This is a genomic window from Brevibacillus dissolubilis (assembly GCF_006170445.1).
Taxonomy (GTDB): Bacteria; Bacillota; Bacilli; order Brevibacillales; family Brevibacillaceae; genus Brevibacillus_B; species Brevibacillus_B dissolubilis.
Map to the genome: position 1 here is coordinate 189,986 of NZ_VCNA01000004.1, position 26,650 is coordinate 216,635.

The following is a 26,650-nucleotide window of genomic DNA, read 5'->3' on the forward strand; positions in this document are numbered from 1 at the left end:
CCTGTCTGTCTAACAAAAAAGCCAGTCCGAAGACTGACTTAGAAGTTTTCCAAATTGGAATTCATTTGCCGCAATGTTTGTACCATAACCTGAATTTGTTCAGACGTCAAGCTTCTCATCGCTTTCTGTAGAACAATCCGTCGCTTCTCAATAGCGCTTTGCACACCCTCCAAGCCTGCTTCCGACAGCTCTACCCACACGACGCGGCGGTCATTTTCATCGCGGATTCGGTTGATATAGCCGCTTTTGACCATCTTATTGAGGGCGATCGTCGTAGCACTGGAGGAGAGACGCAGCGCATTCGCCAAATCCGTTACCGTACAGCGTCCGTTCTCATAAAGGGTACGCAGCAGAATCAACTGCTTGCTGGTTAGCTCCGATTCTTGTGAAAGCCATTGGTTGACAAAGTATCTGCCTAACTCAAACATAGCGCAATCAAGGTCACATATATGTTGGTTACGTTCGTCTGCCATTTTATCATCCCCATTATTCACCACAAACATTATTAGTCAAGCATATATTATTTTGACGGGATAGGCAAATGAAGAATCCAAATCGTTTAGGCAATAAGAAAGGAAGGGCCGACCCCTTCCCCTGTCCTTATGTCTCATCGTCATCAAGCATACGGTATTTGACAGCTTCCACATCGCTGAACTGTCCTTCTTTACGCGCCCAGTACCAGATCAGCACAGCCGAACCGCTCAGGCACAACATCGTCAGCAAAAGCGTCCAGGCGCTCCACGTCATACCAAGAAACATCTGATACCCCTCCTGTATGTAAAAGGTGTTGGTGTTGGTGTTCGTGTTGGCATTGGTAAGTTTAGCCTGTTCGGTTTTGCTAATTTTTATGTATACGATTAGCCCATTCTGCCGCTGACGAATGGATTATGTGTTTTTTCTGCTTCAATCGTTGTTTTTGGTCCGTGGCCCGGATAGACGATCGTATCATCGTCGAGTTCAAACAGCTTGTCTTGGATGCTGTCGATCAGGGTCTTGTGAGAACCGCCCCACAGGTCTGTCCGCCCAACGGATTGGAAAAAGAGCGTGTCGCCAGCAAAGCAATGCTTGCCAATCACAAAGGAGCAGCTGCCTGGTGAGTGCCCCGGTGTGTGCAGGACTTGAATGTTGAGTCCGGCGAGGTTGAGCTCTTGTCCATCAGCCAGCTCATGCTCGGCTGGCTTGCAGATGATCGGTGCCATGCCGAAGCGGGCGGAGCCATTGAGTCGCGGATCAGACAGCCACTCTTGTTCGTCCGGATGAATATAGACAGGTGCTTTGGTCTCTCTGCGCAGCTCTTCAAGGCCTGCGATATGATCGAGATGTGCATGGGTCAGAAGGATTGCCACGACATTTTCTTCGCGGATCATGCGGATCAGACGGGTTGGATGAAATCCCGGGTCAATCACGAGGGATTCCCCTGTATCTTCATTTTTGATCCAGTAGGCATTGGTCTCAAAACCCTCTCCCAATGGAACTGCTTTGACTTTTATGTTCACGCTGTACTTCCCCTTTCTTGTCTCATCTGTGCCCAATCAGGTAAGATTACATTACCTTATTATAGTAACAGAGCCAACGGAGGGGAAACAATGTTAGAACGTGCATACGGCTTGGAGATGGAGATCCCGAGCGGCAAACTGCCCGGTTTTTACGCGCAGATGGTACACAAGATCGGCGATGAGGTGAAGGTAGCTGACCGCGACCAGAAGCTGTTTATCGTCGACAGTGAAGAAGAACTGGAAAAATTGAGTGCTGTACTTACAAAATATCAGGCGCTTGGAGAACGCTTCGAACTGTGGAGACTGCCCGAAGGAGCTTTGGGGGACCGCCTGACCGATTTTGGGTTTGAGAGTGTAAATGGGCGGCTGTATCTGTATGATCACCTTGTTGCCTTTTGCCGGGTGGATCTGAATTCGGGAGCGGCTAATGAACGTGTGAGTGCATTGGAGCAGATGAAGCTGAATGTGTTGTCGGTGCTTCGTGGGAAAAATGAGACGGTGTATGTGGTGGATGAGAATCATGTGGAATTGGTGGAGAGTGTGGCGAAGCGTTTTGATGTTCAGTTAGAGTGGATTCGCTCGTAGTTGTATGGGGGGGGGGGGAGCGAGCGGAGGCGGCTGGCAGGTTGCGCGCCTTCTTGGACTCCCGAAGGGGGATTGGACTGTCCGCTTCACAAAAACTAATGGTTCAATCGGGCAAAAAGGGTTCAAGGAAGCGGAATCGTACGAAGGGGTTTGCCCTAGGTGGATTCGAAGAAGCCTAATCACCATTGTTTTTTGCTCCGCTGGGAAGGGAGTCCAAAGAGGCTTGCAACCTGCCAGCCGCCTCCGCTCGAACCAGCCATCGTTACTCGCTCAGATTAATTTAAAAGAACAAAGAAAAAGCTTTTCCTTCCATCCATGTCAGTAGGATCAAAAGGAAAAGCTTTCTCTTTGTTCTTTTTCTCTACACCTGTTCAAATAGGCTCATCATCTTCACCATTACAACATTTTTTCACTAAAACCCTACTGCCCGACAGGCTCAAACTTCATCCCAATCACCTGATCGTTATGCACGCTGAGCGTCATCCGCTGCTTGCTGCCTTCATACACCCAGTCTTTTTCTGCGGATGCAGGCTCTCCGTACAGTTCTTTTACCTTGCTGGGTGAATCATACAACGCCAGACCTCGGCTTGTGGTGATGTTGGGGGCATCGGCTGGGGAGATGCCGCCGGTCATGATGCTTTGGACGGCGCCTGCTTTTACTTTTACGATCAGTTGGGATTGGCCGATCATGAGCATGCCCATGGCGACGCTGCCTTCCCCTGCTGCGAGCTGGTCGATGCTTAGGGTTGCACGGGAGACGGCATCCATGAATTCGTATTTATCAGGCTTGAGGGCATCCATTGCTTCCTTGATGCCCTGTCCGATGTAGGCACCCTTGAGGCCATATTCTTGGGCGTTTTCAGGGTCAAAGGCACCCGACTTGGCAGCCTGCTGTTGGTTGGGCTGTTCAGCAGGTCCGGCTTCATTGGTGGGGCCGCAGCCGCTTACCATGAGTGTGAATGCAGTGAGAATGCTTAGCGTGATGGATTTCTTGGCACGAAACATCGCAGGTACGTCTCCTTTTTACCGAAAATTCCTTAGTGGTATCGCTATCTTATAACAGGAGACGGGATGGGGCAAGCGCATGCCGGGTCGGGATCATACTTTTTTGGTCGGTTTGCCGGGGAGCTTGTCGCTCATGGTTTCTTGGAAGCCCTGAATGATCTTGAGCAGCGAATGAAACATCGGGGAGCCGAATACCGCCACCAGTCCCCACGCCCAGACGCCCATCCCCCACTGGTTCATCAGGGAGATCTGCTGGTTCTGGGTCAGGATCGCCGCCGGGTCAATGCCGATGATCGCAAAAAGAATTCCGGCTGCGATAACGGAGATGACGAGGTTCAGGAATTTTTTGAGTTGTGTGAACTTTAGTGCCAGATTCTGGGCTTCGATCGAATCGTTCTTGGGTACATAATCATGAGCCAAAAAAGGAACGGCTGACTTCATCGCTTCGGTCACACCGGCAGCGGCACTCGATACAGCCGTGATATAGATTAAAAAAGCAATCGATGAGTCCATCGTAACCATCTGTTTCCTCCCCCTCTCCCTACATGTTATGGAGGGGCCTGTCAGTCTATGCCTGTCCTGATTTTTTGCCCTCATCAAAAAGAAAACCGCCTCCCATGAAGGAGACGGCACATCGAGCGGCAAGCTGCAATGGGGTACTTCCGAAATTCTCTTTAGCACGTCAACCTCCTAAAAGGTAGTTGTTCTAAAAAGACTGGTTGTTTCCACCATCATGTACACGTTGTGCGGCTCTTCAACCTCCCAGTAGAGTGTCCCACCAGTTTAAGGCTGATGGGTGCACGTTACCGTGGTGAGTTCCGTGTGGCGTGACCGCTTGGCTCGATGATGTTAGTATGGTCGGACTTTTGGGTTTTTATACACCCCACTCGTCAAAAACCTTAGAGCAGGTCAGCGGCGAGCTGTGCCAGAATGCTTCGTTCGCCTTTTTCCAGCTTGATGTGTCCCGCCATCTTCTGATCCTTAAACATCTCGACGACATAGGTGAGTCCGTTGTTGCTCTCATCCAGATACGGATGGTCGATCTGCTCAGGGTCTCCCATCAGCACGATCTTGGACTGTTCCCCTACGCGGGTCAGGATGGTTTTGACCTCATGCTTGGTCAGGTTCTGTGCTTCGTCTATGATGATGAACTGCTCAGGAATGGAGCGTCCACGGATGTAGGTGAGAGCCTCCACTTGTATGCTGCCCATGCCTTGCAGGATTTTTTCCAAGTCGCCTGGTTTTTTTGCATTAAACAAATATTCCAAATTATCATAAATCGGTTGCATCCATGGACGGAGCTTCTCCTCCTTCTCCCCTGGCAGATAACCGATATCTTTGCCAAGCGGCACGATCGGACGTGCCACCAACAATTTTTTATACTTTTGCATGTCCTCGATCTGCAGAAGCCCCGCCGCCAGTGCGAGCAAGGTCTTCCCTGTCCCTGCTTTTCCTGTCAGTGTGACCAGTGGGATATCGTCCCTAAGCAACAGCTCAATCGCCATGCGCTGTTGGGCGTTGCGTGCTTTGATGCCCCAGATGGACTCGTCTTCAGTGACGAGCATCTCCAAGTGCTTGGCATCCCCATCCACCTTGCCGATCGCGGAGATGGACGGATTACATTCATCCTTGAGAATCAAAAACTGATGGGCGTAAAAGCCCCTTTTTGGAAAATGGACGGATAAGGAGAGCTTGCGGTTCGCATAGTAGGTCTTGATGATGTCTGATGCCACGACCAGCTTCTCATATCCGTGGTAAAAGTGGGAGAACTCACGCACGACCCGATCCGAGAGATAATCTTCGGCGGTCAGACCCAACGCGTCAGCTTTGACACGCATCAGGGCGTCTTTGGTAACTAAGATGACCGGCCGTGGAGTCGCGGACTGATTTTCTTCCTCCTGAAGGTTCAGAGCTACGGCGAGGATACGATTATCATTGGTAACTTCGTGAAATTGCTGTTGAAGCTTGGTTACCGAAGAATGATTCAGCTCGACCCTCACCACTCCACCTGTCTCCAGGACGACTCCTTGGTGCAGATGTCCAAGCTCGCGCAGTCCATCGAGCAGCCGGGAGACGTGTCTGGCATTGCGCCCGATCTCGTCCATGTAGCGTTTTTTGGAGTCCACTTCTTCGAGTACCACCGCTGGAATGACGATTTCGTTATCGTGAAAAGAATAAATCGCCATAGGTTCTTGCAAGAGTACGTTCGTGTCGAGTACGTAGATTTTCTTCAATGTCTCGCCTCCTAATACCCATCTCATATAGATTATGCAGTTCGTGGTGGTCTGTCTTTTTAGCGGGCGATTTTTATTAAAGTGTATGACGGGACAGGTTGAGATAGACGAGTCTCTTTTACGAATGAAAACCATCAATCACGCTCATAATACGGTCGAGTTCACTCTTTGCACTTTCATCCCCCGGCGTTTTGGATCAGGTAAACAGGGCTGATGTACATAATTTTGCTGAAAGGAGTTGCTTCTGTATGAAACGTTTTATCGCGTTGCTGGGTCTCACCTTGATGTTGACCGCTTGCAACACCGAAAACCCATCTCCGACCAACCAAGCAGCACCACAGCCAGGTAGCAAGACGCAAGCCACCCAACGCGTACCGCAGACCGCACCAACACCCAAATATAATGAATCCGCCCAAGCCAAGGCAGACCGCCTCTCTCAACTCGCTTCCCGCGTCAAGGACGTTAAGGGGGCCACTGCTGTCGTACTAGGTAACTGGGCTGTCGTCGGGATCGATGTACGCGACAACCTCGACCGTCCAGAAGTGGGCGTGATCAAGTATTCTGTAGCCGAAGCACTCAAGGAAGACCCACAAGGAGCCAATGCGATCGTCACCGCTGACGCAGACATCGTCCAACGCCTCCGCGAAATGTATGCCGACATCCAGGCAGGACGTCCCCTCGTCGGTCTGACCGAAGAGCTGGCCGATATCGTCGGCCGGATCATCCCACAATTGCCGCGCGATGTAGAACGTCGTGAAGAGCCGATCACGAAGCAACGCCAGCAGGAGATCAACAAGTCTCCGAATGCGCCGCAGGGCGGTAACAAGCAGATCCCTTCTAATAAAAATGTTCAGCCGACCCCGCAGACACAACAACAGCAAGGCGCTGGGCGGTAAGGTAAAAAAATAAGCATCTCTCTCCAAGGTTGGATTGGAGCAGGGATGCTTTTTTGTGTGGTGGAGCCAGTCATACTTCGGGTGCGCGAGAAGAGGGAGCGGGTGGAATCGCTCCCTCTTCTCAACAGGCTGTAAGATTCGTCCAGCCAAAAGATTTTCTGTTTACCATCCAACGTTCGATAAACTCAATCTTACACCGTTTCATCGCCTTATACTTCGTTATACAACCTTATAACTCCTTATTGCGACTTGCAATTCCTTACATTCATTTATATGTTATTACTGTTCTTATGTGGGTTCATCCCAATGCCCCCATGCCTTCTTCCAGTGCCTATCCTATGGACCGTTCATACCAGGACTTCCTTATTTCTTCTGTCTCTACTCCTGATGATCCATTCAGCTTTTCAATAACTCAGCGTTGTCTCCCCTCATCCCAGCCCCTACCCCGTTATCGAAGGAACCCTGATCTCCATAATCCCCCCAAGACGCAGCAGGGACTGGCTGTTCCATCTGTACAGCGGCAGTGGGACGAAGTTGTTAAACGACGCACATTTATACACTTCATAACAGGGTGCACCATCATGTCGGCCAGACAGGGTGACCATGTTGTATTCGTCGTTGCGTACTACCACATCGAACTCATAATCAAGCGGAAAAGCCGTGCCTACGAGCGGGTTTTTGGCGCTGCCCCGGACGTGGAATTGGACATGGTCGGGATGCCAGAGGACATGCTGTACGGACATCTCATCCGCGTTGGCCTGACCGCACGTCTTCTCTTCCACCGGCACATCTGCCTCGTCCGACTTGCAGGTAAGCCCGGTCAGCCGCTTTTGCCGGACCGTCTGCCCGACGAAGTCGATCAGCACATCGTGCCGCGTCCGATATCCCCCATTAAACTCAAACTCCCGTCCATCCCCTTCCCACCAAGCCCCCAAAAACCGGAACTGCTTCTCCTTGATAAACGTCTGAAACCGGATCAACACTGCCATCTCCACGCAACGCCTTCCTTCTTCCATCGACATTTATCACCATATATATTCACCTTCCTCCCATTTCTTCCCCACCTTTTTCCAATCTTTTCACTCATTCAAAAATCTTTTCCCAACCTTATTTATATTCTTTCAAAATCTTTCCCCCATCCTTCCCCTCACATCTTTTAAAAAATTCCTTTTTGGTTTTTACTTCTACAGCTGTCGGGGAGAGGGCGATGGTTCGAGGGAAGGGACCTTTTAGCCCCCCTGCCCAGCGAAGAAAAAATCAAGGACAGATCTTCTTCCCCGAATCCTCCCAGGGGCAAACCCCTTCGCTTGAATCCTCTTCTCCGAAATTTTTTGACCCGTCCTGTCCTTGATTTTTTCGTAGCGGCCACCAAAACGCTCCCCCGCTGAGGGGCTAATCGGTCCAATTCCCTCGAACCATCGCCCTCTCCCCCACCCAAAACACCAAAAGAGAATTTTTTCACAAACATGTAACCTCCCACATTTCACCTTCAAGAAAGAACGTGGTAAGATAAGGACGAGCTAAAAAATCACAATCTTATCCTCAAAGGAGAGATCCGCATGAAATACAGAACACTTCCCGGCACAGACCTGAGCGTCTCCGAAGTTGGCTTTGGTGTATGGTCTGTCGCAACCAAATGGTGGGGCGTAACAGACGTAGAATTCGGGAAAAAACTCCTCCGTTCCGCTTATGACGATTACGGTATCACGTTCTTCGATACAGCCGACGTATACGGCAATGGTCTTGGGGAAACCATCCTCAAAGACGCGCTTGGCGACATCCGCGACAAAGTCGTTCTCGCAACCAAATTCGGTTATGATATCTACAACCTCCCAGGCGAGCGCCAAGGTCACTCTGAGCTCCCACAAAACTGGTCCCCAGAACACATCCGCTACGCTCTTGAGCAAAGCCTGACGCGTATGGGCACCGATTACGTAGACTTCTACCAGCTGCACAACCCACGTATGGAAGCTGTCCTCTCTGAGGAAATCCATGACACCCTCAAGCAGCTCCAAAAAGAAGGAAAAATCCGTTACTTCGGTGCTGCAATGGGTCCAGACATCGGATGGGAAGATGAATCCATCGCCGCTCTCAAACGCCCTGACTACGCAGCAATCCAAATCATCAACAACATCGTAGAACAAGATCCAGCCCGCAACGTAATCCCGGTGGCAGACGCAGAAAAACGCGCCCTGATCGTTCGTGTACCTCACGCATCCGGCTTGCTCGACGGTACATATGACCCAGACAAGCATTTTGACAAAAACGACCACCGCAGCCACCGTCCAACCAACTGGATGCAAGCAGGTGTAGACGTTGTCCGCGAGATGAAAGAAAAAGGCCTCTTCGGCGGCGACGAGCGCACCATCGGCCAACTCGCAATCCAATTCTCCCTCTACCAGCCAAGCATCGTAACCGTTCTGCCTAACATCACAAGCGAAGCCAACCTCAAAGAATTCGCGCTCGCTTCTGAAGTAAAACCACTCACCAAAGAAGAGTACGACACCATCGTAGGTCTGTGGACTGGCGGTTATGATGAGCGCCTCAAACAACACATGTCCAATACTCAGACGAAACCAACCCCGGTTCTGCAAAAATAACCCTATAAAAATAAAGAAGTTCCCGGGAATCATCCGGGAACTTTTCTTATACATCTGAGAAGTAGTATATAATTGCCAATCCTTAATGGATTATCTCTCTGAAAGCGCTTATAGAATAACTAAAAATTTTTATCCCCAAGCGTCTGATTCGCTGATGACCTTAGCTGCCTCTGTTGTGGTGCCTGTATAGCCCCCGAAAACAGCGACGAGTGCCAATGTAACCATTACTGCTCTGACAAACTTTTTCATACACAAATCACCTCTTGTAATTTATAATAATATTTCTTTACGATATCATCAATATTAATGGTTTGAGAAAATTATGTCAATTTCCTAATTTCGTTGCTATAATTAAATATAAAAAAAGATAAAGGTGGATGCCCGATGAATCACGTGGGAAAGCGTTTACGTCATTTCCGCAAAAACCTGCGCATGACTCAGGAAGAGTTGGCGGAAGGCATTTGCAATCGCAGCTACGTTAGCCAAATCGAAAAGGGCAACGTCATTCCTTCTCCTGAAATCCTCGAACAATTGGCCAAGAGACTCCAGACAGACCTGCGTGAGCTCTGGAGCGAAACTGAAACTCCGGTTGGTTTTAACCAAGTCGAGATTCAGAACGCCCTTCGTCATATAGTGAACCGCATCGAAGCCAACGACTGGGAGATTGCCCGCAAATGGGTCTACAAGCTCTCCGGCACCCAGTTGAATCCTGCTGACAAGAGCATCTTTCTCTGGGCCAAAGGAGAAATCGCTCAGAACGACCAGCGTTTTGAAGAGGTAGAGCCGCTCTACCGCAGTGCCATCCTCCTCTCCCGCGAAGGGGATGATCCGGTGGTCACCGTGCGCGCTCTGCAATCTCTCGGTTATTTTTACTGTATGACCCGCCAGCCGAAAAAGGCGATTCCGCATCTGAACGAAGCCTTGCAGCTGGTGACCCGTTTTGAAATCAGTGGACTCTTGCGCATCTCTCTGCTCTACACCTCAGCGATGATGCACGGGAACCTGGAAGAATACTTCTCCGCCATCGAATTGCTCAATCAAGCCGTTCAGCTCAACCAGGCGTACGGCACGATGTACAAGAGCGCGATGATCTTCATGGGACTTGCAATATGCCATCTGCACATCAAGGAATACGAAAAAGCGGAAAAATACAACCTTCAGGCTCTCGAAGTCTTCAAGCTCAACCCAAATGACCGCCAAGAGGGTAATACCTACACCAACCTGGCGATCCTCTACCGGGTGATTGGCAAATACGAAAAAGCGGAGGAATTCCTGAACCGCTCCATCGAGATTCACCAAAAGATGAGCAACCGTCACTGGACGATCAACGCTACCAACGAGCTGGCCCAGCTCTACAAGCACCAAGGCCGCTATCGGGAAGCAAAAGAACTGCTTGAATCCATCATCGAAAAAGCGACGACCGAGCACTTTTTGGCGGAGATCAATCTCAACTATGCCACTGTCTTAAATGAGCTGGACGAAGTAGACCAAGCCTTGATTCACTTGGAAAAATCACTCGAATTCTTCACCCGCCATCAAATCAAGCATTACGTGATCAAAGCCTACCGCGAACTGGTCAACATCAGCATCAAAAGCAATGACAAGGAAGCCATTGCCCGCATTTATGAAAAATATGACTACTAAGTTATTATATAAGCGGTTTCTTATTCCCTTGGTTTTTGCCCACATGGTAAAACCAAGGGATTTTTCATGCATACATGATGTAGTATAATAGAGATCACATCTAACAAAATAGTGATTAAAAGGAGCTCATCTATGTCACACGTAGGGAAACGTCTCCGTGAATTCCGCAAAAAAATGAAATTGACCCAAGGTGAACTGGCGGAAGGTATCTGCAACCGCAGCTATGTCAGTCAAATTGAAAAAGGGTTGGTAATCCCCTCTCCGGAAATCCTGGAACAATTAGCAAAACGTCTGGATACAGACTTGAAAAATCTGTGGAGCGAATCGGAAAATCCCTCGTTCTCACTAGTCGAAATACAAAACGCGATGCGCCATATCATCAACCGCATCGATGAGCAGGAATGGGAAATCGCCCGCAAGTGGGTGCTCAAGCTCCACGGTGTCACCCTTCCCGACAGTGAAAAAGGAATCTACTACTGGGCCAAAGGCAAGCTGGCCGAAGCGGACGGGCGTATCGATGAAGTGGAACCGCTGTACCTGTATGGTCTTGAATCCGCACGGGAGCAGGATGACCCGGTACCACTCGTCCGTCTGCTGGACTCTCTCGGCAGCTTCTACTGCAAGCACAACCAGGCACAAAAAGCGATCCGTCCTCTGCTCGAAGCATTGGAAGTGGTTCACTATAACGCGGTCAGCGGTCTTTTGCGAATCTCGGTGATGTATCATCTTGGCGTCATGCACCAGCGGCTCGGCGAGTACCAGACTGCTATCGAGCATTTGTTGTACGCACAAGAATTGAACACCACCAACGGCATCATGTACAAAAGCGGCGAGCTGGAGCTGTCCCTTGCTGCGTGCTTTCAAGCGATCGGGCGGGTAGATGATGCGATCACGTCCATCCAATATGCCATCGAGCTGTTCCAATTTCTTCAAAACGAAGCAGACGTGGCTGTCGCTCATGCCGCATGGGGCGTAATCCTGAGTGATCAGGGAGAATTCCAGCAAGCGCAGGAGTACTTCTTAAAAGCCATTCCGGTGTTTGCACAGCACGGCAGAAGCGAAGAGGCTAACGAGACCTCCTTCCATCTCGCTGTCCTCTACAAACGGATGGGACGCATCAGCGAAGCACGGGAGCTGTGCGAGCAGATCATTTTGCTCGTCCATCCAGAATTAACGCCAAAAGCCCTGCTTTTGCTCTCCGAGACCGCCTTGGAAGCCGAGGAGCCGGATACCGCTCTCCCGCTTTTAAAACAGGTGCTTGACAGCTTCGGGGAAGAGGCGGACAAGGAGCTTCTCTCCCATACCTACCGACTTCTCGCACGCGTCCACATGCAACGCCACGAATACGAGGAAGCAGCCCGTCTGTACGAACAGTCCCTGTCCTAACCAAAAAAGAGCCGAATGATCAAATTTCGGCTCTTTTACGTTTTGCCGCTCCTGCTTCGAACCATACTAGACAAAAAGGAGCGGTGACGTATGGCCCCAAAGACCAAAACCCCTCTCTCCACCTGCGAGCTGTGCAGGCGTGACGGAGTAGAGACGACTGTCCACCATCTGACCCCCAAAGAGTACGGCGGTACGTTCATGCCCACAGCAGACCTCTGCATCCCCTGCCATAAACAGATTCACGCCATCTATACCAACCGCCAGCTGGCCGACGGTCTCTTTACCATCGAAGCCTTACAAGCGGACGAGCAGATCGACAGCTATCTCAAATGGATACGAAAACAACCCGCAACCACATTGGTGCGGGTCAAAAAATCAAATGAAAGAAAGCGCTACCGCTAGCCTTTCAGTGCCGTCATCACTTGGGCATCAAGCTTGGCGGCTGCATTTTTATCATACGTTTTCTCATATTGCGGCTCGACAGAGATCCGGGAGCCATAGAACATGATATCGCGTACGGATTCGATCTTCACTTCCACATTCGCCAGCTTCAGCGGCACATCCTCCATCTTTTCGGTCAAAAGACCTGCGGTTCCGTTGATCGCATAGGTGGAGCCAGCCCCGATCACGTTAAGTACGACATTTGGTGTTTTGCTGATATTTTGGATAATCCGGGAGCGGTTGTCGACAGCAAAACGGATGGTATGCTTATCGATTGCGGCTACCCAGGAGATTGCCGATAGAGACGGTGCACCGTTTTCATGATCAATTGTGCCAAGCGTTGTGAAGCGTTCCTGCTGCAGGAGCTGGAACAACTCTTCGGAAAGTGAATTTGCAACGGTTTCTGCCATCATGTCATCCCCCTTTGGTACATATTGTAAGTATATTTTACCCAGCCAGATACGGGAACGCAAACGCAAAAATGGCCTGTCTGCCTATCACACAAAAGGAGGAGTGCCAGATGTCCAAACCACCTGATCAACTGGAGGAATTCAGCGCCAAAATCGAGCATCTGTTAGTCGAGCTCGATGAGGTCCGAAAACTGAACCATACCTTGAACAAAGTGGCTGTTTTCCTCGAAGATATCCGATTCGCGGATATCGTGCAAAATTATACAGCCCCACGCAAGCTGCTCCTGACCAATTTCTTGGCCGGACTTGCGCGGGGCTTAGGTCTGACGATTGGAACCGCGATTGTGCTCGCGCTACTCGGTTCCCTTTTGACGCAGTTTCTTTCGATTCCGATCATCGGCGATTATGTCCGCCAGATCATCGAATATGTCCAGTCATACAATCATTAAACGAATTTATTTCTTGTCTTTCCCTTTTCCATTCCCGTTGCCATTGCCTTTTCCGTTACCTTGTTTCTTGTTGTCATCATTGTCGTCTTCATCTTCATCATGGTCATCATCGCTCTTGACCTCAACCTTGCCGCCCTTAACCTCTACCTTGATGGTGCCGGAAGCTGCCGGAGTCACAGCAGGAGGGGTCATTTTGTTGTTCGGGATGCCGTACGCGACATCAGCCTGGCCTACGAGAGTCGTGCCGCTGTAGAGCTCCAGACGGACGTTTTTCGCGCTGAAGGAACGGTTTTGGAAAGTTAGGTTGACTTCAAACGCACCATCTGCCACGCTGATCTCATGCTTTTTGCCGTCCGGTGCGATGATGTAGAGCTTCAGGTCACCCGCTGCAGTTGCGGTCGTGTTGGATTGTTGCGAGATCGCCGCAACGGTACCTTTTACATTGACGATTTTATATTTGGCACTGAACTGTGCGGTCGCTTTGATGCTGTATTTCGCGGTTGGTGCTGGGGTAGCTGGTGGCGGGGTGACAGCTGAGATGTTTTCGATCTCCACCTCTTCGGTCTCTACCTTCACGCCGTCTACATACGCTTCGATGGTCGCTTTTTTCACGGTAGGCTTCTCGGCCAGCTTGAATGTGGTGGAGAAGCTGCCTACCTCGCTCCAGAGGTCTTGCAGTTTTACTTCTTGGCGGACCGTGCCGTAGACGACAACCAGCTTGTCGACGGATTTTTTGGCGATCCCTTGTACGCGAACTTCGGATTTGGACGGGTTGTAGAAGCCAAAGGTGTTAACGACTACGTTCTGATCGGTTTCCACTACATCGTCAAGAGTCACTTCCACGGTTTCAATCGGGCTGGTTTGGCCGTCTACATAGGCTTCCAGCTTCACCTTCTGGTTGGTGCCGGTTACTTCCGGGATGCTCACAGAGAACTTGCCGTCGGTGAATTGGAGGACATCCACCTTGGTTCCGTTCGGCAGAATCAGCCTGACCTTGGTCACATCCTCGTCAACGCTGCCGCGGACATATGTAACACCATCTTCTTGGGCGGAGTAATAGTTGAGGAAGCCTTCGCTGTCATCGAAGCGGACCACCAGATAGGTGTTATTGTAGTAAGCCTCAAGGGTCTCTTTCCAGTTGGCTCCGTAGGTAGTAAGCACATCCTCAAGCGGTTTATCCAGCTTGAAGTCCTCATGGTCGATGACCACATACAGATCATCTGCGTATTTGTCCAGAAGCATCTCAAGGAACAGCTTGTTTTCGGTTTCCAGAGTCTTCAGGCTATAGCGGTAATTTTCTTGGACATCCCCTGGCAGGACGATTTTTTCTTCGGTTGTGGTGCTGGCACCGGCATTTACCATCATTGGAGTGAGGGCACCGCCTGCTACCGCTGCTACGGTCAGGAGGCTGAGGACTGTTTTGTTCATATACTTCTTCATCTGTTCTTTCCCCTTTCGGACTTTTCGGGTAGAATAGATCGTGGATTGTTTTTTCTTTTGTGACCATTTCCTCAGGCGTGCCGTCTACCCTCGGCTGCGACTGTTATTGGGTGGTCTTTTTCTTTTTGTGTGTCGTTTCTGTTGCTCTAGACGACAGGGTTCCAACAAAAGTTGCAATAGTGGTTCAAAAAAATGTTCCGTTTGCATAAAAAGGGCCTCCCACCTATTGGCTCGGGTACATAAATCCTCCGTGTGTGACTCCCCAGCCACTCGCACACAATAAGCACGGAGGTGAACAACCAATGCGCAAAGGTATTGTTCCAATCGTACTCGGTACAGCCGTTACCGCCGCAGGTGTCTCCATGCTTCGCAGCAAGCATAACAACTTCCGTGCGGACAACCCGTATGCATGGGGCGTGGCCGGCTTCGGTCTGGCTCATGTGGTGCTCGGAGCGATTGACGCGGTGCGTGACTAACGACTGGTTCAGAAGCACGCCGTACCCGTTGCGGCTTGCGCCAGGCCCGAAACCGCATCGCACAGCAAAAACCCGCCGTTCTACTCAAAAGATGGCGGGTTTTTACTTTAACTATTCTTTATTCACTTGTACAAAAAAAGAGCAAAACACGCTCCCTTTTGCCGAAACGTTCTAAAACCCTTCCAAGAGGCTCACTGTGCCCCTTTCTTGCCCAATCCCTACTGATACTTAGGTTCGTCCTGAATCGCGTCCAACAGGCTGTCAATGACCTCAGCGTCGAAGGTCACCGTATGCTCCTCTTCCCCGATCGTATAGTGAACCGCATACACGTCCTCGACCTTGGCATGCGCTACCTCGTTCACCTGATGATCCTCTTTCAGGATGCTGTGAAAAAACTGCTCCGTCTCCTGTGCCGAACGGTCATCCGGACGAGCCTCAGCCACGACCCGGATCTGCAGCCAGTTATAAATCACATCTTGCAGCTTCATATGGATTCACTCCTATCGGCGCGATGATTGATCCGGCTTGATGCGCAGCTTCACGATCACCAGAATGATCACCGCGACGAACAGACCGCCCCGCACCGGCAATGTGGTATCAAGAATGCTGAACACAAGCGAACCGACCCCGATAAACAAAAGCAGCATCACCGTCTTTAAGATCGGCATCCGAATCCGTGTCGCAAACCCCAGATAATAGACCGCAAGCAAATATACATAAATAATCCAAAAACGGTAATGATCCGCCCCTAACCGGAACTGATCATACCACGTAAGCACCTTGTCAGGTGAAACCTCATAACTGGACGCAAGCTCCATCCATTCCATCGTTTTTTCCCTCTCCTTCTCTATCTATCCGACCAAGCCCTGCTCACGCAACTCGCGGCCATACACGATCTCATCGGCCTATTCACGCTCTCCTCGATCGGCGTCTCCAAAAAACAACCTGTAACACATCTACTTTAGCAATTGATTCTTCCCCTGTCAAAAAAGAAAAGCCGTCTGGGAACCCGGATGGGGCTCTCCAAACGACTTTTGTCGGTTTTTGTTCAAGAGATATAGGTTAGGCTTGTGTCTGCCATTTTTTCTCTTTGTATGCACGCTCACGATCGGACTTGTTGAGGTGTTTTTTACGGAGACGTACGGACTTCGGTGTAACTTCGCAAAGCTCGTCGTCATTGAGGTATTCGAGCGCTTCTTCGAGAGTGAGGATACGTGGAGTTTTCATCTTCACGGTTTCGTCTTTGTTCGCGGAACGGACGTTGGTCGCATGCTTTTCTTTACATACGTTAACGGTTAGGTCGTTGTCGCGGTTGTGTTCGCCGACGATCATACCTTCATATACTTCGGTTGCAGGCTCGATGAACATAATTCCGCGGTCTTCTACAGACATCAGACCGTATGTGGTCGCCACGCCTGTTTCGTTGGAGATCAGTACACCTTGGCGGCGGCCACCCACATCGCCTGTTGCGAATGGACGGTAGCTGTCAAAGGAGTGGTTCATGATGCCATAACCGCGTGTGATGGTCATGAACTCGGTACGGTAACCAATCAGACCACGGGATGGGATGATGAACTCAAGACGAACTTGACCGAAGCCGTTGTTCACCATGTTCACCATCTCGGCTTTACGGTAGCCGAGGGTTTCCATCACGGAACCGGTGTACTCTTCCGGAACATCGATGATCAGGCGCTCAGCCGGTTCGCTTTTCACGCCGTCGATTTCACGGATGATAACTTCAGGCTTAGATACTGCCAGCTCATAGTTTTCACGGCGCATGTTCTCTACCAGGATGGAGAGGTGAAGCTCACCACGGCCGGATACGATAAACGCGTCAGGAGAATCGGTTTCGTCTACGCGCAGGGATACGTCGGTCTCAAGCTCAGACATCAGACGGTCACGGAGCTTACGGGATGTTACGTGTTTCCCTTCACGGCCTGCAAACGGGCTGGTGTTGACGAGGAATGTCATTTGCAGGGTTGGCTCGTCGATTTTGAGGAGTGGCAATGGCAACGGCTTGTCTTGGTAGCAGATGGTTTCACCCACGTTGATGTCCTCAAGACCTGCGATCGCTACGATATCACCCGCACGAGCGGTTTTTTGCTCCACACGGGAGAGGCCGGAGAAGCCGAAGAGTTTTTGGACGCGAAGCTTTTTCACGGAGCCGTCGCGTTTGCATACAGCCACCATGTCGTTCACGTTGATCTCACCATGGTAGATACGGCCGATACCGATACGGCCCAAGAAGTCATTGTAGTCGAGCATGGTAACTTGCATTTGCAGAGGAGCTTCCACGTCTGCTTCAGGTGCAGGCATGTGTTCGATGATGGTATCAAAGAGTGGACGCAGGTCTTCTTGCAGGCTGTCAGGCGTCATACCTGCAATCCCTTGCAGACCGGATGCGTAGACAACCGGGAAGTCCAGCTGATCTTCGTTGGCATCGAGGTCGATGAAGAGACCATATACTTCGTCGATGACTTCTTGTGGACGAGCGTTTTCGCGGTCTACTTTGTTCACGACAACAATTGGAGTTACGTTAGCTTCGAGTGCTTTACGCAGTACGAAACGGGTCTGTGGCATACAGCCTTCGAACGCGTCAACGATCAAAAGAACACCGTCGACCATGCTCATGATACGCTCAACCTCACCACCGAAGTCTGCGTGACCAGGTGTGTCGAGGATGTTGATGGTGTAGTCATTGTATTTCACAGAGGTGGTTTTTGCCAGGATGGTGATTCCACGCTCTCTCTCGAGGTCATTGGAGTCCATCATGCGGTCTTCCACCTGCTGGTTGCTTCGGAAGGTACCAGATTGAATCAGCAGCTTGTCAACCAATGTGGTTTTACCGTGGTCAACGTGTGCAATGATTGCGATGTTTCGAATATCTTGGCGTTTCATAAATTCCTCCTCGGGTATGCATAACCTCTATAATAGCAGGAACATGTTAACTTCTCAATGTCAAAATTGTAGAATTCTGTCGTATTTTTGATAACGATTGTACGCGGCCAAACCGTGACCTCCCTTTGTCCGTAATGGTACAATAGATGGGATATTTGCCCAGCAAAGAGAGGTCTTGCCGATGAACGAACTCGTCTCACCGTTGACTCTTTCACTCACCCATATGGTCATAAGTACGGCCGATACATTTGGAGTTTTTGCCCATGTATATGTACACGAACATGATGGACGCGAATATCTCTGGAAACAAGGAACCCAGCGCCAAACCATCACCTCAACCGGCTGGCGCATGATTATCTGGGTACGGACTCCAGAGGGCGGGATTGGTCAGGCTGCTACCGATCTTTCCACACCAGATGCGGTTATCGCCTGTTTTCACCAGGCACGTCAACATACCCGAATAAGCCCACTGCTCGCAGCCGGGTTCGAGCGGCTGCAACAGCTTGAATCCCGCTACCCTCCACTGCTCACACCTGACCCGGACAAGCTGATTTGGGAAAAGACACCGCTCTTGACCCAGATCGAAGCCCATCACCGTCATGTGCTGTCCACCTACTCCCTCCCCGCCTTGACCACTACCTTGACACTCCGCCGGGAAACCTGTTACATCACGCGAAGTGACGGCACCACCCATCGGACCTCCTTTTTCCGTGGACATGTCCGAGATCAGATCATGCTCCCAACCGTTGGCATTACCCACTCTTTTGAACACGGAGCCACAGCCCCCACATTACCGGAATTAACTGGTGATTTATGGATTTCTTCATTAGATGAGCAGATCGTACATTGGCATCAGACACGACAACGGGCTGACACTTGCCTGCCCATGCCACCTCATCCCCGGCTGAATTGGGACAAGCTTGATCTGCAACTCCTGATGGACATAGAGATTACGGCCCATCTGCTTGCCACTTGGTTCCTTCATCAAAGCGATTCGGTTCCACACACTGTTGCACACCTGCAAGCTGACGCGGTGGAAGGCGCACTTAGCTACCAGCCGATGCATCCCTATGGCTATCTGCTCGTTCCATCCGCAATCGTGACCCGCTCCGGTCTGGACTTGGCAGGCCTGCTTGCTTTGCGGGAAGCGGCTGCAGGACACTCCTTTTCGTGCCATCTTCATCTGGAGCTGCCTGAGCTGGCCTTATCCGAGCTTGCTTTATCCGATCACGTTAACCGTTCGGATCTTTCTGCCCCTGTTGATCCCACTACTCATCCAGATCATCCACACCCCTTCTCTTGCGCGGAACAGGCCAGCCGTCATTTGGATCAACGCGGGTTATTGTATGAAGAAGATTTTTACCTCTTGGAAGGCGTCGACCGATTCCACGCAGATCCTGCAACCGGACGCTTCGGCTTACGTCCCAGACGGTTATACCGCTACGAACAGAAAAGACTCGTACCCGTCACCCCGGTCTGGTTAACTGGTTCGATTGAGTCTCTGATGCCGTCTTTCGTGGGTGGTATGTCCCCCACATCGGATTCACCAGCAGATCAAAAAAGTCAGGTAAAGCCATTGTCATCAGTCCATCCACATCTGACGTACTGGACCATGTCCGCACCATTGTACTCCTATCTCCATTTTGCCGGAATCGAGCAAAACGAAAGGGGAATCTGAATGAAAATGGAACACACCGATTTTCACCATCAACTGACTGATGCTGTGGAGCAGAACCGCAGGATTTCCAAGCTGGCTGCGTTCCGGTATGAACTCAATGAGTCGCAGACGATGGACAGTGCCCCGAGCGGCGATATTGCTGGCAGGGAGCAAGCTATCGGAGGGATGCTCACCTTGATCTGGCAGGACGGCAGTATTTCACTCCACCAGCTGACACGTGAGCTTCTCCATGCTGATTCCCTGCCTCTTGGTGAATGGCGGGAGCAGCGCTTTTTGCATGATGGCTACCGTTATTTTGTCAAGCCAAGCAAAGCCCCCCTCCCCGTCGTCCCTCTGTTTGATCCCCTGATCGCCCAAGCCGTCTACCGCCAAGAGATGCCAGACTTGCCGGACGGTTTTGACGCCACCCTGACCGTCCACAAGCGCACCGTGACACACTCCAAAGGCTTACAGCTGGAAGACGAGGGCACTGCCATCCGACTTACGCCAAAAGACCTGTCTTTTCCATTCGGCCACCGTGGCAGACTCTTCCCCTCTGAGCGGGAGATGACGTATCTGGAGACAGAATGGCAATGGTTTTCCCGTTTTCCGCTCTCTGTCTCAGATCAACTGGATCAGGTGACACAAGAGACTGTTCTCCTGTTTTCTCCCGAAGCCTTGGGTACCCTGATTCACAGCGGTCTGGGTGTCCATCTGACGAATCCAGCCAGCCTGTCCCTTGCTCACTCCTTCCTTGAGCAATGCGCGACGAAGACAAGCCTGACCCTGCGCTATGATCCGCATGTCCCGTGGGCACTTGGCAGCCAGCGTTTCAGCGCCGAGGGCAACCGGACAGCAGCCGTCACCCTGCTTTCCCCGGTTCGGGTGGAAAAACAAGTGGAAAAACCCGCCTTCCTCGCCCCCCATGATGCATTTGAACACAAGCTCTCACCCGGCCCAAGCTACTCCCAAGAAGCCCTGCGTCTTGCGGCTGGCACGGTACACCATTTCCGCGAATGGCTCCGCCTCAAGCCAGAGGTTCTCTATATCCCAACACTCGCCTTACCTGAGTCCTATGCCCCATGGGCCGAAGAGTCTGCATGGGTTCCCGAAGCGTTTCTGTTTAAGCGCGGACGCCCTGTTTGCCGGGGAGCTTTTCCGCTTTCTTTTTCCTTAACATCCATCCTGTGCGCCACCGAAGCAGAGCTGGTCAGCAAAATCGGCTGGGACCGCCCCGGCTTAGCCTTGCCTGCCCGTCTGTTGGACAGCACTTCCTGAGTAAGCGCCACTTCCACCTACCAAACTAAGAGTGGAGGTGGCTTATCTTATGAAAAAATGGCTTTATCCGCTCTCTTGCCTCACCATCGTCACGATGCTCAGCGCTTGCGGCCAAAGTCCTGACAGTGCGACCGGTCCAGCGATCGGCCCACACACGACCAACACCCTGCATCAGGCTGAGCGCATCGACGGTCGGGAACGCCACAATCCAGGCTTCCCATTCACCACTGGAGCGACCAGACCGTTTGGCCGTGACATCGACGGGCCCCGTCTGAGCAGCCGTGCTGATTACGCTGACGAGTTCTCTGCAGGTACTGCCACATCTGAGAACATGGAGACGGTCAACAGCTACGGCGAAAATAACAACCGCAGAACCAACCGCATCTACGACAGAAACGGTGTCGGCTACCGCGAGTCATACCGTGGTGCAGGTATGGCCGGTACTGCTGGAGCAGGAGCGGTCGGCTACGGCGCTGGTACGGCTGGTACAAACGGCGCTTACAACGGCTACGGCACTGGCACAGCTGGTACAAACGGTGCCTACAACGGCTACGGCGGCACTGGAACGACTGGCTACAACCGCACGTACAACGGCTACGGAACCGGTACCAACTATGGCGACGGTGCCTTGTTCGGAGTGCCCGGCAACAATGGCACTGGAACTTATGGCCCCACCGGCTTTGGCAACCGTATTTTCGGCAACCGCTACAACACCACAACCAACCAAACAAACAACGCAGGTACAAACAATGGCAACAACGGTACCGCCGGCAACACCACCCTCACCCGCAGCAGCGACATGAACGGCACGTTCGGAACCACAACCCCCGGCATGAACAAAGTGCCAACCCTCTATGGCTCCAACGGCATCTACGGTGTGTACGGCACGAACGGCGTAACCAATATGGGCCAGCTCTATGCCTACAGCCACTACAACTCAATTAACCCTGCCGTATCTGACCTGCGGATTCACGGCAACAAAAAAACAGGCAACGCCGACAGAACCACCCAAACCTCCGACAACACCACCAATAACCAAAACCAAACAAGCACCACCACGAATCAAACCACCCGGACAACCGGAACCACGGCACCCGGTACATTTCCCAGGCGAGGCTACAACCACCAGGTAGCCGCTCTGATGGCACAGGTTGCTGACAGTATTCCCGGTGTCGAAGGCGCAACCGCGCTGGTCAAAGGCGGCGATGCTGTAGTCGGTGTTAACACCCGCATGGCTCCCGGTGACACCGAACAGCGCCGCGTCGTCGAACGCCAGGTGTACGAAGCGATCCGCGCACAAACTCCCGGCTACCGCTTGCATATCACCTCTGACAACAACATCATCAACCGCATCCGCCAACTCGATACCCGAGCCAACCTCAACACCTACGGCAACGCCTACCCTGGCAGCTACAACTACTCCTACCAGAACCGTGATTTACCGCAGATGAATACCCAGTTCCACCGGTAAACAAAAAAGGAGCGTAGACAGCCCACACGAGGCCGCTACACTCCTTTTTTTCCCAGTGAAAGCAAAAGTCCCATAAAAATGAAACAGGAGGCGCACATGGCACCTCCAATCAATACGAAATCAATGTTACTTTTTAGAAGCTTCTGGAGTCTTCACCACAGGTTCAACTACTTCGAGTTCACCTTGGCCGCGAACGATTTTCTTCGCGTAAAACTTCTCAGGCTTGAGTACTTCTACCATGTAGTCGATCGCAACTTGTGGATCAACAGTTTCGCCACAGGTGTAGCAATCCAGTGCAGCAAAACCAACCTCTGGGTAGGTATGGATGGAAAGATGACTTTCCGAGAGAAGAACCAAAACAGTGGCTCCTTGAGGAGAGAATTGCTTTGCTTGTACGCTGAGTACAGTTGCGCCGCATGCTTCTGCAGCCTCGATCATGTGTTTTTTCAAGAATTCGGCATCGTTCAATAGATCAAATTGAACTCCCCATGTGTCAATGGCAACGTGTCTTCCGAAAGTAGAGTATTCCATTCTTTCGGTTCCCCCTTCCTAGCAATTGTGTAATATTGAAACATCGCTAGGACCTGCGTCATTCACTAACGGGGGCGGTTTCTCTCGCGTTTCCACCCTTGAAGTGAATCCTGGTTCCTAATGTGTTATTTCCAACGCAATTAAAAGTATCATGTATCGCCGATTTTGACAATACCCTTTTTTTGAGAAAATCATGGAAAAATAAAAAATGGGTGCCCGAAGACACCCATTCTGCCATTTAGTACGCTTCTAAAACGAACAACCGATGAGAAATGACAGTCAGTTTTTCATCGATGGACGTGATTTTTACAGGAAGTTGTTGTTTTGCCCAGTTGCGCAGATCCAACAGACGGTCGGTCTGTTCGCGCAAATGGTGGATCTCTTGTTCACTGCCAGTCTGTTGGAACAGCTGATCGAGTTCGCGGGCATAGTTCGTGTTGCTCGCTTCGAAGATATCGGTTCCTTCTTCACCTTCACCGGTAAGCTCTTCGATTTTGGTGACGGAACCTTCGTCATAGTGGTACACCATCGTAAATCCTTCATAAATTCGATGAACGATACCGTGTCCCTTGAAGGTCTTCATGGCTTTACGCATCACATTCGCAAGCACCAGATCCTTGATGACATAAGAGCTTTCGCAGGAGTAACGTGCTCCTGAACGTCGGAAAGAAAGCTCAATCTCACCGTTTTTGTCTTCAATGACAATATCACGATCTCCGTTATCACAAACTTTTACTTGGACTTGGAAGTTTTCTGCGGCGAAGAGCTTCACAAAATCATTAAGCTCTTGTTCGGTCATTGTAAAAAAAGCGTTCGAGTAGTTGGTCGCCAAACGCTGTGCCATACTTATCTCCCCAATTCTCCGTTTTTGTCCAAAACATTGGACGGTTTACAGAACTGATCTGCCTGAGAATAAAGTTAACGGAGAAGAGACGCTAAGTATCGACGAAAGATCGTTGTAGTACCTGGCCTTGCCCCGTGAGTCGAAACTCAAATTGGGTAATGAAGGCGGATCACCTACTTTAAGAGATTAAACGTGTACTTCTTATTAATTATTATACACCGTTCAACGCAAAAAATCCTGCTCTTTAAGAGTCAGGATTCCTTAAAAACACCGATATTTGAGGATAAAACCGGGTTAACCGCAATCATCCTCTCGAATCAGCGGTTTTGCTCAATTTTCTGCATAGATGTGGTAGCTTTCTTCATCACCATCAGCTCTTCATCCGATAAGTTATATGGGGACTTCCCGGATTCAATTGGTTTTGCATAGGTGCGGGATTCTTCGCGACCATATATACTGGTGATGACGACACCGTTCTGGTGATCATCAAGCAGGGCGAGTGAGAAGCTCAGGTCGCTACCGGTATCACCAAATGCGTTGTAGCGGACCACAGAGAGGTTGGCCGCCTGGTTGCTTACTTTTTGAGACAAGCGGTTGAGCACGAATTGCTGATCGTTTTGTTTTTCAGAATAAGCGTCCATCTGGTCCAGCAGGCGGAACAATGCTTCCTCCATGCTGCCTCCACCACTCTTGGTAAAAAGCCTATTCAGCTTCCTCTGCAGGCCTTTGATCCGAATGCCCTGAAAGATTATAACGAAAAACATTAACAAAATCAATAACAAACACACAAGCATTGCATAAGGTGTTTGCAAGAGGGTGAGCAGCTGATTCATTTTACAATTTTCTTCCTTTCCTGACTGATGCAATCCTTAAATCCCTATCCTATTGTACATTCCTGTCCACTCGGATTCAATGACAAGTACAGTTACCAAAATCAACGTTTCCACACTTGTTAAAATGTTCTATACTGAATATACATTTACGCGATAAATATGCTAAAGGAGTGTCCCCATGTCAGATCCGTCACTGTTGTTTTTACCGATGCTGCCCGTTGAGAAAAATGGTTGGCTTACCCTTTATGTAGAGGGTCAAGAAGCCCCTATGACCGCACAAGCGCTCGTCGGGCATGTGGACCAAGATTCAGCTGTATTCCTCGCTCTCTTCCCAGATGTGGTGCCAGTAGATCTGGCCGTTTCCAAGGCTGAATTCCGCTTTGTGGACAAAACCGGGGTATACACCTTCTCCTCTTCCCAGCTCGAAATCGAATTGCGTGAAGAGCAGCGTATGATCCTGCGCATGCTGCCTGTTTTTGAAATGGTGCATCACCAACAGCGCGAGTTCATCCGTGTCAAACCGGTGGCTCCGTTGCCTGTGGCATTTGTTCCGCTGTTCCCGGACGGCTATGAGAGCGGCACGGGTACGATTATTGATATGAGCGGCAATGGACTGCGTTTTTCGACTACCAAGTTCATTCATGGGGAAGCGGTACTCAAGCTCTCGTTCCAGCTGCCTGACTCTCCGCGTAAAATCATGGGTGTCGCCAAGGTGGTCCGGAAAGAATTCGCCCGCTTGGAAACGGTTACCTCTATGCAGTTCCTAGAGCTTGACAGCAAGGATCAGCGCTCTATGATCGCTTACTCCGTCGCCGAGCAGCTGCGCAAAGCAGAGAATGAAAAGAAACAGCGCCGCAAATTCATGCGCGTCAACTTAAAAGAACCGATGCAAGCGATCATCCGCTCTGTCGGCAATGATACCGATTATCCAGCTATTGCGCTTAACATCGGTGGCGGTGGGATCATGGTACAGGCCCCGGCAGACATCGAAGAAGCGATGCTCTACTTCCTCACCTTTACCCTTCCTAACACCGGAAAAGTGATTGAGACTTATGTAACCGTGGTGACACGCGTGCTGACAGAAGAAGCGATCAACCTGCATCTGGAGTTTATCGACATCGGGGAAAAGGATCAGGATCAGGAAGCGATCATCCGGTTTGTCATGGAAGCACGTCTGGAGCAAATCGAACCGCGCGCCGATTCATCCGAGGATGATCTGGCACCAATCGCAAGCGATTCATCTGATGATGATGAGGAAGACGACGATCAATAATAGATCATATGTATAAGCAACATAAAGAAGCGGCCACCATTTTGAATGGATGTGCCGCTTCTCATATTTTTGACTGATTCATCTCGGTCTCCATTGTCACCTGTCCTTATACTTCGAGGAGCAGCATTTCCCGACGAAGTTGATGGAGTCTTGCTTTGGATGCTTCAATCTGGCTTTGATCCTTCGATTTCATGGCATCGTGGAGGGTAGCAAGCTCATAATCCAATTCCAAACGCAACACCGGAATTCTTTCTTCAGCATCACGACGTTTCAAAGCGGCAATCACCTGGTCCATGGTTACACTGCATGCTTTTTCGTAGATCACTTTTTTCTCAGCTCCTTTAATCTCAACAATTCTCACGGCCTCACCATAACGGATGTTTTTGACCAGGATTTGATTCTCATTGATGATTTTGACGACTGCATGACCTTTTGTCTGTTCGATAAAATGGTAGAGCACCATGGCTAAACGGATGTCACGTACTGCGGTGTCCAAGCCTGTCAGTTGGAAGGAATCGCGGTTTTTGCGGAAAACGAGATCGTAGCCGCCGAATGCGGTCTGGACACGGAGACGAAACTCTTCCGGCGTCTCCCTCCAAGAGATGTCTAGACCAATCTGTACCAGTGAGCTCATCATTTCGTTGAGCGTAGTACGGGTAAACCAGACCGTCAGACTGCAGTACTCTAGTTGGTTGTTGGTTTTCATAATAGTTCCCTCCCTTTGACAGAATACTCTGATAACTTATTGGCTCAATCGGGGAGTGGGTTGTATATCATATTATTCGCTAAGGTCTTTTGCTATT

General features: G+C 50.6%; 28 protein-coding genes. 12 read left to right on the plus strand and 16 right to left on the minus strand.

The features are described 5' to 3' along the window. Positions 1-38: 38 nt before the first annotated feature. The 3 genes from FGI41_RS10020 to FGI41_RS10030 all read right to left on the minus strand — a co-directional run bounded on the left by FGI41_RS10020 (position 39) and on the right by FGI41_RS10030 (position 1,496). Entirely contained in the window at positions 39-473 is a 435-nt protein-coding gene (locus FGI41_RS10020) for a MarR family winged helix-turn-helix transcriptional regulator (protein ID WP_139489985.1), read from the minus strand. Positions 474-600: 127 nt separating this feature from the next. Further along, positions 601-759 (minus strand): cbb3-type cytochrome oxidase assembly protein, encoded by a 159-nt coding sequence (locus tag FGI41_RS10025; protein WP_218015224.1) that lies wholly within the window; start codon positions 757-759, stop codon positions 601-603. Positions 760-857: 98 nt separating this feature from the next. Then, complete coding sequence (locus FGI41_RS10030; protein ID WP_139489986.1) at positions 858-1,496, minus strand: MBL fold metallo-hydrolase; 639 nt, start codon at positions 1,494-1,496, stop codon at positions 858-860. A 90-nt stretch (positions 1,497-1,586) separates the two neighbouring features. Here FGI41_RS10030 and FGI41_RS10035 point away from each other — a divergent pair, with 90 nt between their 5' ends. Beyond that, positions 1,587-2,081, plus strand: a complete 495-nt coding sequence (locus tag FGI41_RS10035; protein ID WP_139489987.1) for a hypothetical protein — start codon at positions 1,587-1,589, stop codon at positions 2,079-2,081. Positions 2,082-2,501: 420 nt separating this feature from the next. Here the strand turns inward: FGI41_RS10035 and FGI41_RS10040 are convergent, their stop codons facing one another. The 3 genes from FGI41_RS10040 to FGI41_RS10050 all read right to left on the minus strand — a co-directional run bounded on the left by FGI41_RS10040 (position 2,502) and on the right by FGI41_RS10050 (position 5,320). Next, positions 2,502-3,086, minus strand: coding sequence for a hypothetical protein (locus FGI41_RS10040; RefSeq protein ID WP_139489988.1), 585 nt, complete (start codon positions 3,084-3,086; stop codon positions 2,502-2,504). A gap of 93 nt (positions 3,087-3,179) precedes the next feature. Next, positions 3,180-3,608 carry a hypothetical protein gene (locus FGI41_RS10045; RefSeq protein WP_139489989.1) on the minus strand — a complete coding sequence of 143 codons (429 nt, stop codon included), beginning with the start codon at positions 3,606-3,608 and terminating at the stop codon, positions 3,180-3,182. A gap of 377 nt (positions 3,609-3,985) precedes the next feature. Further along, entirely contained in the window at positions 3,986-5,320 is a 1,335-nt protein-coding gene (locus FGI41_RS10050) for a PhoH family protein (RefSeq protein WP_139489990.1), read from the minus strand. Between the two features lie 248 nt (positions 5,321-5,568). Here FGI41_RS10050 and FGI41_RS10055 point away from each other — a divergent pair, with 248 nt between their 5' ends. Continuing rightward, positions 5,569-6,216, plus strand: coding sequence for a YhcN/YlaJ family sporulation lipoprotein (locus FGI41_RS10055; protein ID WP_139489991.1), 648 nt, complete (start codon positions 5,569-5,571; stop codon positions 6,214-6,216). A 440-nt stretch (positions 6,217-6,656) separates the two neighbouring features. On the opposite strand, the gene FGI41_RS10060 is transcribed toward FGI41_RS10055, so the two are convergent. Continuing rightward, the gene (locus FGI41_RS10060) at positions 6,657-7,205 is read right to left on the minus strand and encodes a DUF3238 domain-containing protein (RefSeq protein WP_176560202.1); all 549 of its coding nucleotides are present in this window, start codon (positions 7,203-7,205) and stop codon (positions 6,657-6,659) included. Between the two features lie 570 nt (positions 7,206-7,775). Here FGI41_RS10060 and FGI41_RS10065 point away from each other — a divergent pair. The 4 genes from FGI41_RS10065 (at position 7,776) to hlpB (ending at position 12,248) form a co-directional block, all read left to right on the plus strand. Further along, positions 7,776-8,816, plus strand: a complete 1,041-nt coding sequence (locus FGI41_RS10065) for an aldo/keto reductase (RefSeq protein WP_139489993.1) — start codon at positions 7,776-7,778, stop codon at positions 8,814-8,816. Positions 8,817-9,200: 384 nt separating this feature from the next. Further along, positions 9,201-10,460 (plus strand): tetratricopeptide repeat protein, encoded by a 1,260-nt coding sequence (locus tag FGI41_RS10070; RefSeq protein ID WP_139489994.1) that lies wholly within the window; start codon positions 9,201-9,203, stop codon positions 10,458-10,460. Between the two features lie 132 nt (positions 10,461-10,592). Beyond that, positions 10,593-11,846, plus strand: coding sequence for a helix-turn-helix domain-containing protein (locus FGI41_RS10075; protein ID WP_139489995.1), 1,254 nt, complete (start codon positions 10,593-10,595; stop codon positions 11,844-11,846). 90 nt (positions 11,847-11,936) lie between these two features. After that, entirely contained in the window at positions 11,937-12,248 is a 312-nt protein-coding gene (gene hlpB / locus FGI41_RS10080; RefSeq protein ID WP_139489996.1) for an HNH nuclease-like protein HlpB, read from the plus strand. On the opposite strand, the gene FGI41_RS10085 is transcribed toward hlpB, so the two are convergent. Then, the gene (locus FGI41_RS10085) at positions 12,245-12,697 is read right to left on the minus strand and encodes a pyridoxamine 5'-phosphate oxidase family protein (RefSeq protein WP_139490192.1); all 453 of its coding nucleotides are present in this window, start codon (positions 12,695-12,697) and stop codon (positions 12,245-12,247) included. The genes hlpB and FGI41_RS10085 overlap by 4 nt on opposite strands. A 110-nt stretch (positions 12,698-12,807) precedes the next feature. On the opposite strand from FGI41_RS10085, the gene FGI41_RS10090 reads away from it, so the two are divergent. Next, entirely contained in the window at positions 12,808-13,146 is a 339-nt protein-coding gene (locus tag FGI41_RS10090) for a DUF5665 domain-containing protein (RefSeq protein WP_139489997.1), read from the plus strand. Between the two features lie 6 nt (positions 13,147-13,152). Here the strand turns inward: FGI41_RS10090 and FGI41_RS10095 are convergent, their stop codons facing one another. Beyond that, positions 13,153-14,586, minus strand: a complete 1,434-nt coding sequence (locus FGI41_RS10095) for a hypothetical protein (RefSeq protein ID WP_139489998.1) — start codon at positions 14,584-14,586, stop codon at positions 13,153-13,155. A 302-nt stretch (positions 14,587-14,888) separates the two neighbouring features. Here FGI41_RS10095 and FGI41_RS24875 point away from each other — a divergent pair, with 302 nt between their 5' ends. Beyond that, positions 14,889-15,062 (plus strand): hypothetical protein, encoded by a 174-nt coding sequence (locus FGI41_RS24875; RefSeq protein ID WP_176560203.1) that lies wholly within the window; start codon positions 14,889-14,891, stop codon positions 15,060-15,062. A gap of 218 nt (positions 15,063-15,280) precedes the next feature. On the opposite strand, the gene FGI41_RS10100 is transcribed toward FGI41_RS24875, so the two are convergent. The 3 genes from FGI41_RS10100 to typA form a co-directional block, all read right to left on the minus strand. After that, positions 15,281-15,550 (minus strand): hypothetical protein, encoded by a 270-nt coding sequence (locus FGI41_RS10100; RefSeq protein ID WP_139489999.1) that lies wholly within the window; start codon positions 15,548-15,550, stop codon positions 15,281-15,283. A 12-nt stretch (positions 15,551-15,562) separates the two neighbouring features. Further along, complete coding sequence (locus FGI41_RS10105; protein ID WP_139490000.1) at positions 15,563-15,889, minus strand: YlaH-like family protein; 327 nt, start codon at positions 15,887-15,889, stop codon at positions 15,563-15,565. Between the two features lie 235 nt (positions 15,890-16,124). Next, a complete protein-coding gene (typA, locus tag FGI41_RS10110) occupies positions 16,125-17,960 on the minus strand; it encodes a translational GTPase TypA (RefSeq protein ID WP_139490001.1) in 1,836 nt (611 codons plus the stop codon). A gap of 181 nt (positions 17,961-18,141) precedes the next feature. On the opposite strand from typA, the gene FGI41_RS10115 reads away from it, so the two are divergent. From FGI41_RS10115 to FGI41_RS10125, 3 genes are read left to right on the plus strand one after another with little or no spacing between them, the layout of a single operon-like run. Further along, entirely contained in the window at positions 18,142-19,638 is a 1,497-nt protein-coding gene (locus FGI41_RS10115) for a hypothetical protein (RefSeq protein WP_139490002.1), read from the plus strand. Continuing rightward, the gene (locus tag FGI41_RS10120; protein ID WP_139490003.1) at positions 19,639-20,895 is read left to right on the plus strand and encodes a hypothetical protein; all 1,257 of its coding nucleotides are present in this window, start codon (positions 19,639-19,641) and stop codon (positions 20,893-20,895) included. Between the two features lie 49 nt (positions 20,896-20,944). After that, on the plus strand, positions 20,945-22,366 hold the full coding sequence (locus FGI41_RS10125; RefSeq protein WP_139490004.1) for a YhcN/YlaJ family sporulation lipoprotein: 1,422 nt from the start codon (positions 20,945-20,947) through the stop codon (positions 22,364-22,366). Positions 22,367-22,492: 126 nt separating this feature from the next. Here FGI41_RS10125 and speD read toward each other — a convergent pair whose 3' ends face one another. The 3 genes from speD to FGI41_RS10140 form a co-directional block, all read right to left on the minus strand. Then, positions 22,493-22,897 carry an adenosylmethionine decarboxylase gene (speD, locus tag FGI41_RS10130; protein WP_139490005.1) on the minus strand — a complete coding sequence of 135 codons (405 nt, stop codon included), beginning with the start codon at positions 22,895-22,897 and terminating at the stop codon, positions 22,493-22,495. A gap of 238 nt (positions 22,898-23,135) precedes the next feature. After that, positions 23,136-23,741: a hypothetical protein gene (locus tag FGI41_RS10135; RefSeq protein WP_139490006.1), complete on the minus strand. Its 606-nt coding sequence runs from the start codon at positions 23,739-23,741 to the stop codon at positions 23,136-23,138. A gap of 317 nt (positions 23,742-24,058) precedes the next feature. Continuing rightward, the gene (locus FGI41_RS10140) at positions 24,059-24,574 is read right to left on the minus strand and encodes a DUF4446 family protein (protein WP_139490007.1); all 516 of its coding nucleotides are present in this window, start codon (positions 24,572-24,574) and stop codon (positions 24,059-24,061) included. 178 nt (positions 24,575-24,752) lie between these two features. Here FGI41_RS10140 and FGI41_RS10145 point away from each other — a divergent pair, with 178 nt between their 5' ends. Beyond that, positions 24,753-25,847: a PilZ domain-containing protein gene (locus FGI41_RS10145; protein ID WP_139490008.1), complete on the plus strand. Its 1,095-nt coding sequence runs from the start codon at positions 24,753-24,755 to the stop codon at positions 25,845-25,847. Positions 25,848-25,953: 106 nt separating this feature from the next. Here FGI41_RS10145 and FGI41_RS10150 read toward each other — a convergent pair whose 3' ends face one another. After that, positions 25,954-26,553 (minus strand): YkzI domain-containing protein, encoded by a 600-nt coding sequence (locus tag FGI41_RS10150; RefSeq protein WP_176560204.1) that lies wholly within the window; start codon positions 26,551-26,553, stop codon positions 25,954-25,956. Positions 26,554-26,650: the final 97 nt, after the last annotated feature.